The sequence below is a fragment of the Flavobacterium sp. B330r genome, assembly GCF_056824325.1.
In genome coordinates, this window is the sequence record NZ_CP124860.1 from 4,677,958 (window position 1) to 4,692,405 (window position 14,448).

The following is a 14,448-nucleotide window of genomic DNA, read 5'->3' on the forward strand; positions in this document are numbered from 1 at the left end:
GTTGAAAATAAACTGATTTAATTCCTTTATTTCGTACAAATTTATAAATAATGAAAAAATACTTTAGTGGCATTTTTATCGCCTTTTTGGTTGGTTTCTCTGCCAATGCTCAGGGACTTTTAAATAAGTCAGAAACCGTTTTTACACATCAGGATACTTTACGCGGAAGCATCGCAAAAGAAAGAGCCTGGTGGGATTTAAAATATTATCACCTTGATGTAAAGGTTAAGCCTTCAGAGAAATTTATTTCAGGTTCAAATACTGTTCGTTATACTGTTTTAACAGAGAACAATCGTATGCAGATCGATTTACAGGAGCCAATGAATATTACTAAAGTGACTCAGAATGGTAAAGATTTAAAATTTGAAAGAAATGGAAATGCTTTCTTTATTATTTTAATAGAAAAGCAAAAAGTTGGTGCAGTAAAAGAAATCGTAGTTTTCTTTGAAGGAAAACCTAAAGAAGCTGTTAGAGCTCCTTGGGATGGTGGTTTCTCTTGGAAAAAAGATAAAAACGGAAAAGATTTTATTGCGACATCTTGTCAAGGTTTAGGCGCGAGCGTTTGGTGGCCTTGTAAAGATCATATGTACGATGAAGTGGAGAATATGTTGATTAGCGTAAATGTGCCAGGAGACTTAACAGAGGTTTCAAACGGAAGATTACAGAGTGTTAAAAAAGAAAAAGACGGAACTAAAACTTTCAATTGGTATGTTTCAAACCCAATCAATAATTATGGTGTAAACATCAATATTGGTGATTATGTGAATTTTTCTGAGGTTTTTAAAGGCGAAAAAGGAAATTTAGACTGTAATTATTATGTTTTAAAAGACAATCTAGCTTTAGCAAAAGAGCAGTTTAAAGATGCTCCAAAAATGCTAAAAGCTTTTGAAAGCTGGTTCGGACCTTATCCGTTCTACGAAGACAGCTATAAATTGGTTGAAGTTCCGTATTTAGGAATGGAGCACCAAAGTTCTGTAACTTATGGCAATCAATATAAAAATGGATATTTAGGACGTGATTTGAGCGGAACAGGATGGGGATTAAAGTTTGATTTTATCATTATTCACGAATCGGGCCACGAATGGTATGCCAACAATATTACCTATAAAGATATCGCTGATATGTGGGTTCATGAAAGTTTTACAAACTATTCGGAAAGCCTTTTTGTGGAGTATTACTACGGAAAAGAAGCTGGTGCAGAGTATGTAATTGGCTGTAGAAAAAATATTCAAAATGATATTCCAATTATCGGACATTATGATGTGAATAATGAAGGTTCTGGCGATATGTATCCAAAAGGAGCTTCAATGCTACATATGATTCGTCAGGTAATCAATGATGATGCAAAATGGAAATCGATTTTAAGAGGTATGAATAAGACTTTCTATCACCAAACAGTTACAGGAAAACAGATTCAAGATTATATTAACGATCAGTCAGGAATTAACTTCAACAGAGTTTTTGCACAATATTTAACGACAACTCAAATTCCGGTTTTTGAATATATGTTTAAAAACGGAACTTTCGGTTACCACTGGACAAACTGTGTTTCTAAATTTGATATGCCGGTAAGAGTAAAATTAAACGGTGTTGAAACTTGGCTGAAACCAACTACAGAATGGCAATCAGTAAAAACAACAAGTGAAGACAGAAAAGTAGAAGTAGATAAAGATTTCTATGTAACGACTTCTAATATAGTTGAATAAAATCTTTTAATTTTCAATATAGAAAATCCCAAATTCCAATTATCGGAGTTTGGGATTTTTTTTTATTGTTATTAACCCTACAGGTTTTAAAACCTGTAGGGTTTGTTGTTTTTAGCGTTTAGTTTGTCATTTCGACCGAAGAGAGAAATCACACTAGTAATTTCAGCAAAGGTAATAGCCAATCTTTGTTGATTTACGAGTGTGATCCTTCGTTCCTCAGGATGACAAAAAGGGTTAAAAAACTTTGTTTTTCAACCCTTTTGATTGGAATTTGGAATTTCTTTATTGTAATTTAAAACATTTATCTGTTGTTCAATTTCGCTTTCTCCTTTATAATATCAGCAATTTTTCTGTTTTCGATTTTGCTTTCCAGCCACGAAATAATATCAAGATATAAAAAAGCTCTTTTTTCGTAGGTGTTCTTTTCAAGTTCTACGAAACGAGTATGCATTTTTTTGAATTCCTTTTTAATATCAGCAGGGTAGAAGTTGTTTAGGTTTCTTAAAAACTTGATAATCTCTTTTTGAACTTCGTGCAAATCGTTCATTTTCAATAAGAACTTATACGTGCTTTTCAAATGATTTTCTAAATAATAATCTTTTCCAAGCTCATAATGTGCAATCAGAGACAATAATCTTGCAAAGCACATTAAATCTTCGCGCATGGTCAAGTTTTTGTTGTTGATGATTTTATCTAAGTAATTAATGCATTCATTGTATTTTTCGTTACCAAAATAAATAGAAGCAATTTTATAGAAAAACAACATTTCGTGATGCTCATCAAGATGTTCACTGTGTAATTTCAGTTTATTTAAAATCTCAGGAATTAAATATTCGCTTTCCGCGAAAGTACCTTCTAAAATATGTAGATTTAATTTATTGTTGTATACATATAAGAAAGACAATGATGCAAGATTATCATTTGAAGGAAACTTAGGGTCTGCAATGGTTTCTTCTAAAAGATTCAAATATCTCTTGAAATTCGAGGTATATTTCAGCATATAAAGCGATTCGAGAAAATAGTGGTTTCCTTTTAGGAAAAACACAGGATTCAGATAAATCATATTTGGATTATCATAAAAAAGCTGAACCCATTTATAAGCAAATTTATAACTTGCCAAGAAATCTTGTACCAGAAAGCTTCGCCAAAGATTAGCATTATAAAACCAGTATTTTTCGCGGAAACCAAACTTGCTTTCGTCTAGTTTTGCAATATGTCTGTTAAAATAGTCGTCTATATATTTATATTCCTCATCACTTTTTACGTAACCCGTTTTTAGCATGATGCCGTATAGCTGAAGCGATAAGTTAGATAATTTACTTGAAATCGTATTTCGGTAGTTTAACTCTTTGGCCTGAACAACCAATTCGTCAGCACGTCCTTGAATACTTCGGGTAATATATTGCGATTCGATTAGTTTTTCGAATTCAACAATTTCATACGCCATATATTTTTCGTCATTTTCTAAAGCTTGCTGTTTGGTCTTATCTAGAATTTTTAAACTCTGCTTGTATAATCCTTTATTATATAAAATAACGGCAAAATCCATTTGTTCTCGAAGCTGATAACGAATGTTTTGGCTAGGGATATTTAATCTTATACTGACTAGAATCTGTTTGTATAAGTATGATTTTAAATTAGATAACTGTACTTTTTGGATAATACCACTTTTAAGAATGAGTTTTTCATCATAAACTTCAGATTTATCTAAAATATTGAATAATTCGATAAATTTTGTGTTTGAACTCGTTTCTAATCGGCTTGCAAAAATTTTAAACTGCCTTTTTTCTGATTTCGAAAGTGATTTGATTAGAACAAATAAGAAATCTTTTTGATGGTTAGCCATTGTAAAAAATAATAATATAACTTACTGATTATAAGTTAGTTGATGTAAGATAAAACGTTTTATGAACAGTATAATTTCATTAAAATGAATTTCATACTGTAATAGTACAATATATATTTGTTATCAAGATGTGAAATTACATTAAATAAATGAATATGAATAGAGAGAAAGTTCAAATTTTTGACACCACATTGCGAGATGGTGAACAAGTTCCAGGATGTAAGTTAGATACTAAGCAAAAATTAGTTATCGCAGAACGACTAGACAAAATGGGAGTTGACATTATCGAAGCAGGCTTTCCTGTGTCAAGTCCAGGCGATTTTTTATCGGTCTCTGAGATTTGTAAAATTGTAGAAAATGCAACCGTCTGCGGACTAACAAGAGCCGTTAAAAATGACATTGATGTTGCTGCAGCTGCTTTAAAGCATGCTAAGAAACCTAGAATCCATACTGGAATCGGAACTTCACAATCTCATATCCTCCACAAATTACAAACTACGCCTGAAGATATTATTGCAAGAGCAAAATATGCTGTAGCACACGCAAAATCGTATGTAGAAGATGTTGAATTCTACGCTGAAGATGCTGGTAGAACAGATAATGCTTTCCTTGCAAAAGTTTGTGAGGAAGTGATTAAATCTGGAGCAACTGTATTAAATATTCCTGATACAACAGGATATTGTCTTCCTGAAGAATATGGAGCAAAAATTAAATACCTAAAAGAAAACGTAAAAGGAATCGAAAATGTAATCCTTTCATGTCACTGTCATAATGATTTAGGAATGGCAACTGCAAACTCAATCGCGGGAGCTGTAAATGGTGCAAGACAAATTGAATGTACTATTAATGGTATTGGTGAAAGAGCCGGAAATACGGCACTTGAAGAAGTGGTTATGATTTTCAAACAGCACCCTTACTTAAATTTAGACACAAACATCAATACAAGAGAATTGAACGAAATGAGCCGTTTGGTTTCTGAAAGTATGGGAATGATTGTACAGCCAAATAAAGCAATTGTTGGAGCAAATGCCTTTGCACACAGTTCTGGAATTCACCAAGACGGTGTAATCAAAAACAGAGCAACTTACGAGATTATGGATCCGCTAGACGTGGGTGTTAATGAATCTTCAATCATTTTGACAGCAAGAAGCGGAAGAGCTGCTTTGGCTTACCGTGCTAAAAAAGTAGGTTACGAATTAACAAAAGTACAGTTGGATATCGTTTACATCGAATTCTTGAAATTCGCTGATATTAAAAAAGAAGTTGTAGACGCAGATATTCATCAGATTATCGAAGCTTCTAAAATAGAAGGAGAATTAATCAGAAGTTAATATTTCAAAATAAGAATTTAAGGAACAATAAGGATTTAAAGACATAAAGAGCGAGAGATTATGAATTTAAAAATAGCAGTTTTACCAGGAGATGGAATTGGACCTGAAGTAATTTTACAAGCTAAGAAAGCTTTGTACGCCATTGGCGAAGTGTATAATCATGAATTTGTTTTTGAGGAAGCGCTGATGGGAGCGGTTGCGATCGATAAAACGGGAAATCCTTTACCGGAACAAACACTGAATCTCTGTTTAAATACAGATGCAGTTTTGCTTGGTGCAATTGGAGATCCAAAATACGATAACAACCCAAATGCAAAGGTTCGTCCAGAGCAAGGATTATTAAAACTGCGAAAAGAATTAGGATTGTTTGCTAATATTCGTCCTATAAAACCTTATAAAGCCTTAATTGAAGCTTCTCCTTTAAAGAGAGAAATTATTGAAGGAGCTGATTTTACCATTTTTAGAGAATTAACTGGTGGAGCTTATTTTGGAGAAAAAACACTTAATGAAGAAGGAACACACGCTTCTGATTTATGTGAATATTCAGAAGAAGAAATTACTAGAATTGCACATTTAGCTTTTAAGTCGGCACAAAAACGACGCAAAAAGCTAACCATGGTAGATAAGGCAAATGTTTTGGAGACTTCAAGATTGTGGAGAAAAGTAGTTCAGAAAGTGAGCGAAGAGTACTCGGATGTTAAGCTTGATTTCTTATTTGTAGATAACGCAGCAATGCAGCTGATTTTAAATCCGAAACAGTTTGATGTGATTTTGACTGAGAATTTGTTTGGAGATATTTTATCAGACGAAGCAAGTGTAATTACAGGATCTATTGGTTTATTGCCATCAGTGTCTTTAGGAGAAAAAAATGCTTTGTTTGAGCCAATTCACGGATCATATCCGCAGGCAAAAGGAAAAAACATAGCTAATCCGATTGCTTCGATTTTAGCGGCAGCGCTTTTGTTAGAACATTTTGGATTAACTAAAGAAGCTCATGTAATCTATAAAGCCGTAGAGAAAGCAATTGAATACAAAGTAGTTACAGTTGATTTGAAACCAGATTCAAAATTTGGAACAAACGAAGTAGGAGAGTTCGTTTCTAATTTTATTTTCAGCAAAGACGATTTGCTGTATTTTAATAATGATAATGTAAGTATTGGACAATCTACAATTGTTTAATATTTTTTGTTAAAACGTGAAGATAATAACAAGAAGTCTTTGAAATGTTGAGATTTTATTTTTTTACTTCCAGAAGTTTACTTACTTTTGTGACACTAAAAAAATAAATGATGCAAATCTCAATTATTATTACTTCTGTCGTTGTTGTCAATGTGATTCACACATCTGCATCGGGAATGTTATAAATATAATTGAAAGACTATATTACAAACCTTCCAAATACTGGAAGGTTTTTTTTTGAATAAAAAATTAAAAATTAATAAAAGCAATAATGGAATTAAATAAGTACAGCAAGACCATCACACAAGATCAAACACAGCCAGCGGCACAAGCGATGTTGTACGGAATTGGTTTAACTGAAGAAGATTTAAAGAAAGCACAAGTTGGTATTGTGAGCATGGGTTACGATGGTAACACTTGCAACATGCACCTTAATGATTTAGCAAAAGATGTTAAGAAAGGTGTTTGGGATGCGGATCTTGTCGGACTTATTTTTAATACCATTGGTGTCAGTGACGGTATTTCTAACGGAACTGAAGGTATGCGTTACTCGCTGGTTTCTAGAGATGTAATTGCAGATTCTATCGAAACTGTTGCTGGAGCGCAATGGTATGATAGTATTATTGCAATTCCTGGTTGCGATAAAAATATGCCAGGTGCATTAATTGCAATGGGAAGATTGAATCGCCCGTCAATGATGATTTACGGTGGTTCTATTCACTCTGGAAAATGGAAAGGAGAATCTCTAAATATCGTTTCTGCTTTTGAAGCTTTAGGTAAAAAAGTAAAAGGCGAAATCACTCCAGAAGATTTTAAAGGTGTTATTCAGAATGCTTGTCCAGGGGCTGGTGCTTGTGGCGGTATGTATACTGCAAACACAATGTCTTCTGCAATCGAAGCATTAGGAATGAGCTTACCATACAGTTCTTCTAATCCTGCTTTGAGTCAAGAGAAAAGAGACGAATGTTTGGAAGCTGGAAAAGCAATCAAAATATTATTGGAAAAAGATATCAAGCCAAGAGACATTATGACTCGTAAGGCTTTTGAAAATGCTATTACAATCGTAGCTGTTTTAGGTGGTTCTACAAACGCTGTTATGCACTTAATTGCAATGGCACATTCTGTTGGAGTTACAATCACTTTAGATGATTTTCAAGCTATTAACGATAGAACACCAGTATTAGCAGACATGAAACCAAGTGGTAAGTATATGATGGAAGATATCCACGAAGTTGGAGGTATTCCTTCAGTTATGAAATACTTACTGAAAGTGGGACTTATCCACGGAGATTGTTTGACCGTAACAGGAAAAACAGTTGCAGAAAACTTAGCTTCAACTCCAGATTTACAAGACGGACAAGAAGTTATTCATGAAATTCAAAAAGCATTAAAACCAACAGGAAATATTCAGGTATTATACGGAAATCTTGCTTCTGAAGGTGCTGTGGCAAAAATCAGCGGTAAAGAAGGAGAATATTTCGAAGGACCAGCTGTTGTATTTGAAGGTGAATTTGAAGTAATTCCAGGTCTTCAAGCCGGAAAGATTAAACCAGGTAATGTAGTCGTCATCAGGGGTTGTGGGCCAAAAGGTGGTCCGGGAATGCCTGAAATGCTGAAGCCTACATCTGCGATTATTGGAGCTGGATTAGGAAGCAGTTGTGCACTAATTACAGACGGTAGATTCTCGGGCGGTTCGCACGGTTTCGTGGTAGGTCACGTTACACCAGAAGCATATGACGGTGGTGGTATTGCACTAGTAAAAGATGGAGATTTAATCGCTATCGATGTTGTGAAAAATACAATCGACCTGAAGATATCTGACGAAGAATTTGCAGCAAGAAAAGCGGCATGGGTTCAGCCGAAATTAAAAGTTGACAAAGGGGTTTTACTTAAATACGCTAGATCGGTTTCGAGTGCATCAACAGGATGTGTAACCGATAATTAATTACAATAACAATTTCAAAAAGCAATAACAATTACAATATCAAAAGTCAGTAGCGATTATAATAAAAAAATATAAAAGATTAATTTAAAATTGATTTTTGCTATTGCCATTGAAGTTTGATATTGAAATTGACATTGAAAAAACAATATACTATGAAAATATCAGGGGCAGAAGCCGTTATAAGATGTTTATTAGCAGAAGGAGTAGATTTAATTTATGGTTATCCAGGTGGAGCTATAATGCCAGTTTACGACGAATTATATAAATTTCAAGATCAGTTACACCACGTTTTAGTACGTCACGAACAAGGTGCAACGCATGCAGCTCAAGGTTATGCAAGAGCTACAGGAAAAGTAGGGGTGGCAATTGCTACTTCTGGACCAGGTGCTACAAATTTAGTGACTGGTATTGCAGATGCTCAAATCGATTCAACTCCGTTAGTATGTATTACAGGTCAAGTTGGAAGACATTTATTAGGATCTGATGCATTTCAGGAAACAGATATTATCGGAATTTCGACTCCGGTTACAAAATGGAATTTTCAGGTAACTGAAGCTTCTCAAATTCCTGAAATTATTGCAAAAGCATTTTATATTGCTCGTTCTGGTCGTCCAGGGCCTGTATTGGTAGATATTACTAAAAACGCTCAATTTGATGAGTTCGAATTTAGTTATGAAAAATGTACAGGAATTAGAAGTTATGTTCCGGTTCCAAAATTAAACTTAGATAAAGTTGCCGAAGCTGCAGCTCTAATCAATAGCGCCAAAAAACCTTTTATTGTTTTTGGACAAGGAGTTATTTTGGGTCAGGCAGAAGCAGAATTTAAAGCGGTTGTTGAAAAAGCTGGAATTCCAGCGGCTTGGACAATTTTAGGGCTTTCGGCTTTGCCAACAGATCATCCTCTAAACGTTGGTATGCTTGGAATGCATGGAAATTATGCGCCAAATTTACTAACAAACGAATGTGATGTTTTAATTGCTTTCGGAATGCGTTTTGACGATCGCGTTACAGGTAAATTAAGCACTTATGCAAAACAGGCAAAAGTAATTCACTTCGAAATCGATCCTGCAGAGGTTGATAAAAATGTGAAAACAGAAATTGCGGTTTTAGGAGATGTAAAAGAATCTCTAGCAGCTTTATTGCCACTTCTTGATGTAAAGTCTCATGATTTATGGCATAATGAATTCAAAGAATTGAATAAAATTGAGTACGATTCAGTAATAAAAGAAGAATTAAATCCAACAAATGGTAAAGGAATTTCGATGGGAGAAACTATCGAAATGATCAACAAACACTCAAAAGGAGATGCCATTATCGTTTCAGATGTGGGTCAGCACCAAATGTTTGCTTGCCGTTATGCTAAATTCAATTCAACTAAAAGTAACATTACTTCTGGAGGTTTAGGAACTATGGGATTCGCATTGCCTGCTGCAATTGGAGCAAAAATGGGAAAACCAGAGCGTGAAGTAGTGGCGGTTATTGGTGATGGAGGCTTCCAAATGACAATTCAAGAACTTGGAACTATTTTCCAAACTCAAGTTCCGGTAAAGATTGTTATTTTAAATAATGAATTCTTAGGAATGGTTCGCCAATGGCAAGAATTATTCTTTGATAACAGATATGCTTCAACAAAAATGATTAATCCAAATTTTGTTGCAATTGCTGAAGGATATCATATCAAATCTAAAAAAGTTACACAGCGTGAAGATCTAGATGCAGCGGTTGCTGAGATGCTAGCGTCAAAAGATTCATACTTCTTAGAAGTTGTAGTCGAAAAAGAAAACAACGTTTTCCCAATGATTCCAACAGGAGCTTGTGTGTCAGAAATTAGATTAAGTTAATAAAAAGGTTTCAGGTTTCAAGTTTCATGTTCCAAGTTCAACAACTTGAAACCTGAAACTTGAAACAAATAAAACTAAAAAAACAAATGGAAGATAAAACATTTACCATATCGGTATACTCAGAAAATAATGTGGGTTTGTTAAATAGAATATCTGGAATATTCTTAAAGCGTCACATTAATATATTAAGTCTAAATGTTTCAGAATCAGAAATAGAGAATGTTTCAAGATTTATCATCGTAGTAAATACGACAGAAAAATGGGTTCAGAATATTGTAGGCCAGATTGAAAAACAAATTGAAGTTATAAAAGCATTTTATCATACAGATGAAGAGACTATTTTCTTAGAAAATGCTTTGTTTAAAATCGCTTCAAGTTTGTTATTTGACGAAAAGCAAATTCAGAATATCATCAAAGAAAGCCAGTCTACAATTGTAACGGTTTCTCGTGATTTCTTCGTGATTTCAAAATCTGGAAGGCGTTCTGAAATTGAAGAATTATACCAAAAGTTTAAACCATACGGAATTATGCAGTTTGTGCGTTCGGGAAGAATATCAGTTTCTAAACAAAAAATGGAGATTTCTGCTTTATTAGAAACCTTTAAATAATAAAATCTTAGTTATATATAATCAATATTAAAATTTCATTTCATTAAATATTAAAACAAAAATGGCAAATTATTTCAATACATTACCACTTAGATTACAATTAGAACAATTAGGAGTTTGCGAATTTATGGAGCAATCTGAATTTGCAGACGGAATTGCAGCATTGGCTGGAAAAAAGGTTGTAATTGTTGGTTGTGGAGCACAAGGTTTGAATCAAGGTTTAAACATGAGAGATTCTGGTTTAGACATTTCTTATGCATTGCGTGCAGATGCAATTGCAGAAAAAAGAGCTTCTTATAAAAATGCAACTGAAAATGGTTTTACGGTAGGAACTTATGAAGAATTGATTCCAACTGCAGATTTAGTTTGTAACCTTACACCAGACAAACAGCATACTGCTGTGGTAACTGCTATTATGCCATTAATGAAACAGGGATCTACTTTGTCTTACTCTCACGGATTCAACATTGTAGAAGAAGGAATGCAGATTCGTAAAGACATCACTGTAATTATGTGTGCTCCTAAATGTCCTGGTTCTGAGGTGCGTGAAGAGTACAAAAGAGGATTTGGAGTTCCAACTCTTATCGCTGTTCACCCAGAAAATGATCCAAACGGATTTGGTTTAGACCAAGCAAAAGCTTACGCTGTAGCAACTGGAGGACATAGAGCAGGAGTTTTAAGATCATCTTTCGTAGCGGAAGTAAAATCAGATTTAATGGGTGAGCAAACTATTCTTTGCGGTTTATTGCAAACAGGATCTATTTTATGTTTCGACAAAATGGTTGAAAAAGGAATTGATGCTGCTTATGCTTCTAAATTAATCCAATACGGATGGGAAACTATCACTGAAGCTTTAAAACACGGTGGTATCACCAATATGATGGATCGTTTAAATAATCCTTCTAAAATTGAAGCTTACGAATTAGCAGAAGAATTGAAAGATATCATGCGTCCATTATTTCAAAAACACCAAGACGATATTATTTCTGGAGAATTCTCTAGAATGATGATGGCTGACTGGGCTAATGATGATGTTAACTTATTGAAATGGAGAGCTGCAACAGGAGAAACTAACTTCGAAAAGACGGCTCCACAAGAAGCTCCAATCTCAGAGCAAGAATATTTTGACAATGGTGTATTAATGATTGCAATGGTAAAAGCTGGTGTTGAGTTAGCTTTTGAAACAATGACAGAAGCTGGAATCATCGAAGAATCTGCTTATTACGAGTCATTACACGAATTGCCATTAATTGCAAACACAATTGCAAGAAAGAAATTGTTTGAAATGAACCGTGTAATTTCTGATACTGCTGAGTACGGATGTTACTTATTTGATCATGCATGTAAGCCATTATTGACTGAATTCATGAAAAAAGTAGAAACTAATATTATTGGTAAACCATTTTCAACATCAAACGGAGTTGATAATGCAGTATTGATCGCTGTAAACAAAGAAATTCGTCAACACCCTATCGAAGAAGTAGGTGCTTGGTTGAGAGAGTCTATGACAGCAATGAAAAAAATTGGATAATTAAAAAAATTGGGAATTCCCGCAGAATTCGATTTTGCGGGATTTGCACTGTATCAATGATTTGTAATATTTTGAATTAGTAAGCACTTATTAAGATAAAAGATATAGATGCATATTGCATTCACTTAACTTCTGTGAGAGAGTTAAGTGAAGCGGATCCCTAATAATGGGGTATATTTATAAAATATACTTGTTGAAATTTCTGTTTTAATTAATAATGATGCTGCTATTTTCAAAATAGAGAAAAGTCTCGCAGTGCGGTTTGCAAAAAATTAATTGTTATTGAAATTTGTTAAATTAAAAAAGGCATAATATCTATTTATTATGCCTTTTTTGCCTTAAGTGCCAATAAAAAATAAAGGATTTAAAATAATTTCAGATAATTATCATATTTTATTAAATAAATGTTTTTTTTTAATAAAATTTATGAATTAAATTATTTCACGGATACGTTCAGATTTAATACATTTATAAAAAAATTCAACAAACGATGAGCTATTACAAAATTGAAAATTTAGAACAATACTTTAAACATTACAATAAATCAATAAGAGAGCCAAGAAAGTTTTGGGGAAAAATAGCTGAGGAGAATTTCACATGGTACCAGCAATGGGAAAAGGTTGTTGATTTTAATATGGCGGAAGCAGAAGTAAAGTGGTTTACAGACGCTAAAGTTAACATTACCAAAAACTGTATTGATAGACATTTAAGCAAAAGAGGAGAGAAGACGGCAATTATTTTTGAACCGAACGACCCTTCTGAAGAAGCTTTACATATAACGTATAATGAATTATACGAAAGAGTTTCAAAAATGGCAAACGTTCTTCGCGAGCAAGGTGTTCGTAAAGGAGACAGAGTTTGCATTTATTTGCCAATGATTCCAGAATTGGCTGTTTCTGTTTTGGCTTGTGCTAGAATTGGAGCTATTCACTCTGTTGTTTTCGCTGGATTTTCTGCTTCTGCAGTTTCTGCGAGAATAAATGATTGTGAATGTAAAATGGTAATTACATCAGACGGAGGTTATAGAGGAAACAAAACAATTGACTTAAAAGGAATTGTTGATGAAGCTCTAGACACTTGCCCTTCTGTTACAAAAGTGTTAGTCGCTAAAAGAACTAATACTAATGTTAAGATGAAAGAGGGCCGTGATGTTTGGTTGCAGCCATTATTAGACGCAGCTTTAGATAATAGTGTTGCTGAAATTATGGATGCCGAAGATCCGTTATTTATTCTATATACTTCAGGATCAACAGGAAAACCAAAAGGTATGGTTCACACTACTGCTGGTTACATGGTTTACACTGCGTATACTTTCAAAAACGTTTTCAATTACGAAGACAATGATATTTTCTGGTGTACAGCAGATATTGGATGGATCACAGGTCACTCTTATATATTATATGGTCCATTATTAAACGGAGCTACAACTGTTATTTTTGAAGGAGTTCCTTCTTATCCAGATTTTAGCCGTTTTTGGGATATTATCGAAAAACATAAAATTACACAATTCTATACAGCGCCAACAGCAATCCGTTCGTTAGCAAAAGAAAGTTTAGATTATATTCAAAAATATCCTCTAAAATCTCTTAAAGTTATTGGATCTGTTGGAGAGCCAATTAACGAAGAGGCATGGCACTGGTTTAATGACCACGTTGGAGATAAGAGATGTCCGGTTGTAGATACTTGGTGGCAGACAGAAACTGGAGGAATCATGATTTCGCCAATTGCTTTTGTAACACCAACCAAACCAACTTATGCAACATTGCCATTACCTGGAATCCAACCTGTTTTAATGGATGAAAAACGCAATGAAATTGAAGGAAACCAAGTAGTTGGAAGTTTATGTATTAAATTCCCATGGCCAGGAATCGCTAGAACTATTTGGGGAGATCATCAACGTTATAAAGACACTTATTTCTCTGCTTTCCCTGGAAAATATTTTACAGGAGACGGCGCTTTAAGAGATGAAGTTGGATACTACAGAATTACGGGTAGGGTAGATGATGTTGTGATTGTTTCTGGACATAATTTAGGAACTGCGCCTATTGAAGATGCGATCAACGAGCACCCAGCTGTTGCAGAATCTGCTATTGTTGGATTCCCACACGATATTAAAGGAAATGCTTTATATGGTTACGTTATTCTGAAAGAAACTGGAGAAGTTAGAAATAAAGAAAACCTTTCTAAAGAGATTAACCAATATATTGCTGATCACATTGGGCCGATCGCTAAATTAGATAAAATCCAGTTCGTTTCTGGTTTGCCAAAAACACGCTCAGGAAAAATTATGCGTAGAATTTTACGTAAAATTGCCGAAGGAGATTTTTCTAATTTCGGAGATACTTCAACTTTATTGAATCCAGAAATTGTAGAAGAAATTATAAAGGAAAGAATTTCTTAAGTAAGAATATAAATCTAAAAACGCCTCTTAAAATTAAGAGGCGTTTTTTATTAATCGATT

General features: G+C 34.0%; 9 protein-coding genes. 8 read left to right on the forward strand and 1 reads right to left on the reverse strand.

Features of this window, described 5'->3' with window-relative positions; all coding sequences use genetic code 11:
• The first annotated feature begins 50 nt into the window (after positions 1 to 50).
• Complete coding sequence (locus QLQ95_RS20790; RefSeq protein WP_482501497.1) at positions 51 to 1,706, forward strand: M1 family metallopeptidase; 1,656 nt, start codon at positions 51 to 53, stop codon at positions 1,704 to 1,706.
• A 301-nt stretch (positions 1,707 to 2,007) separates the two neighbouring features.
• Here the strand turns inward: QLQ95_RS20790 and QLQ95_RS20795 are convergent, their stop codons facing one another.
• Complete coding sequence (locus tag QLQ95_RS20795) at positions 2,008 to 3,552, reverse strand: hypothetical protein (RefSeq protein WP_320493565.1); 1,545 nt, start codon at positions 3,550 to 3,552, stop codon at positions 2,008 to 2,010.
• Positions 3,553 to 3,707: 155 nt separating this feature from the next.
• Here QLQ95_RS20795 and QLQ95_RS20800 point away from each other — a divergent pair, with 155 nt between their 5' ends.
• From QLQ95_RS20800 to acs, 7 genes are all read left to right on the forward strand, one after another.
• Positions 3,708 to 4,883: a 2-isopropylmalate synthase gene (locus tag QLQ95_RS20800; RefSeq protein ID WP_482501498.1), complete on the forward strand. Its 1,176-nt coding sequence runs from the start codon at positions 3,708 to 3,710 to the stop codon at positions 4,881 to 4,883.
• A 60-nt stretch (positions 4,884 to 4,943) separates the two neighbouring features.
• A complete protein-coding gene (leuB, locus tag QLQ95_RS20805) occupies positions 4,944 to 6,062 on the forward strand; it encodes a 3-isopropylmalate dehydrogenase (protein WP_482501500.1) in 1,119 nt (372 codons plus the stop codon).
• A gap of 271 nt (positions 6,063 to 6,333) precedes the next feature.
• Positions 6,334 to 8,007 (forward strand): dihydroxy-acid dehydratase, encoded by a 1,674-nt coding sequence (gene ilvD / locus QLQ95_RS20810; protein WP_482501502.1) that lies wholly within the window; start codon positions 6,334 to 6,336, stop codon positions 8,005 to 8,007.
• A gap of 152 nt (positions 8,008 to 8,159) precedes the next feature.
• Positions 8,160 to 9,848, forward strand: a complete 1,689-nt coding sequence (ilvB, locus tag QLQ95_RS20815; RefSeq protein WP_482501504.1) for a biosynthetic-type acetolactate synthase large subunit — start codon at positions 8,160 to 8,162, stop codon at positions 9,846 to 9,848.
• An 86-nt stretch (positions 9,849 to 9,934) separates the two neighbouring features.
• Complete coding sequence (gene ilvN / locus QLQ95_RS20820) at positions 9,935 to 10,456, forward strand: acetolactate synthase small subunit (protein WP_111291077.1); 522 nt, start codon at positions 9,935 to 9,937, stop codon at positions 10,454 to 10,456.
• A gap of 61 nt (positions 10,457 to 10,517) precedes the next feature.
• Complete coding sequence (gene ilvC, locus QLQ95_RS20825) at positions 10,518 to 11,987, forward strand: ketol-acid reductoisomerase (RefSeq protein ID WP_482501506.1); 1,470 nt, start codon at positions 10,518 to 10,520, stop codon at positions 11,985 to 11,987.
• Positions 11,988 to 12,477: 490 nt separating this feature from the next.
• Positions 12,478 to 14,388 (forward strand): acetate--CoA ligase, encoded by a 1,911-nt coding sequence (gene acs / locus QLQ95_RS20830; RefSeq protein WP_095929309.1) that lies wholly within the window; start codon positions 12,478 to 12,480, stop codon positions 14,386 to 14,388.
• Positions 14,389 to 14,448: the final 60 nt, after the last annotated feature.

Coding starts and splice junctions, on each gene's coding strand:
- ilvD (WP_482501502.1), top strand. CDS start 6,334: ATGGAATTAAATAAGTACAGCAAGACCATCACACAAGATCAAACACAG.
- QLQ95_RS20790 (WP_482501497.1), top strand. CDS start 51: ATGAAAAAATACTTTAGTGGCATTTTTATCGCCTTTTTGGTTGGTTTC.
- ilvN (WP_111291077.1), top strand. CDS start 9,935: ATGGAAGATAAAACATTTACCATATCGGTATACTCAGAAAATAATGTG.
- acs (WP_095929309.1), top strand. CDS start 12,478: ATGAGCTATTACAAAATTGAAAATTTAGAACAATACTTTAAACATTAC.
- leuB (WP_482501500.1), top strand. CDS start 4,944: ATGAATTTAAAAATAGCAGTTTTACCAGGAGATGGAATTGGACCTGAA.
- ilvC (WP_482501506.1), top strand. CDS start 10,518: ATGGCAAATTATTTCAATACATTACCACTTAGATTACAATTAGAACAA.
- ilvB (WP_482501504.1), top strand. CDS start 8,160: ATGAAAATATCAGGGGCAGAAGCCGTTATAAGATGTTTATTAGCAGAA.
- QLQ95_RS20800 (WP_482501498.1), top strand. CDS start 3,708: ATGAATAGAGAGAAAGTTCAAATTTTTGACACCACATTGCGAGATGGT.
- QLQ95_RS20795 (WP_320493565.1), bottom strand. CDS start 3,552: ATGGCTAACCATCAAAAAGATTTCTTATTTGTTCTAATCAAATCACTT.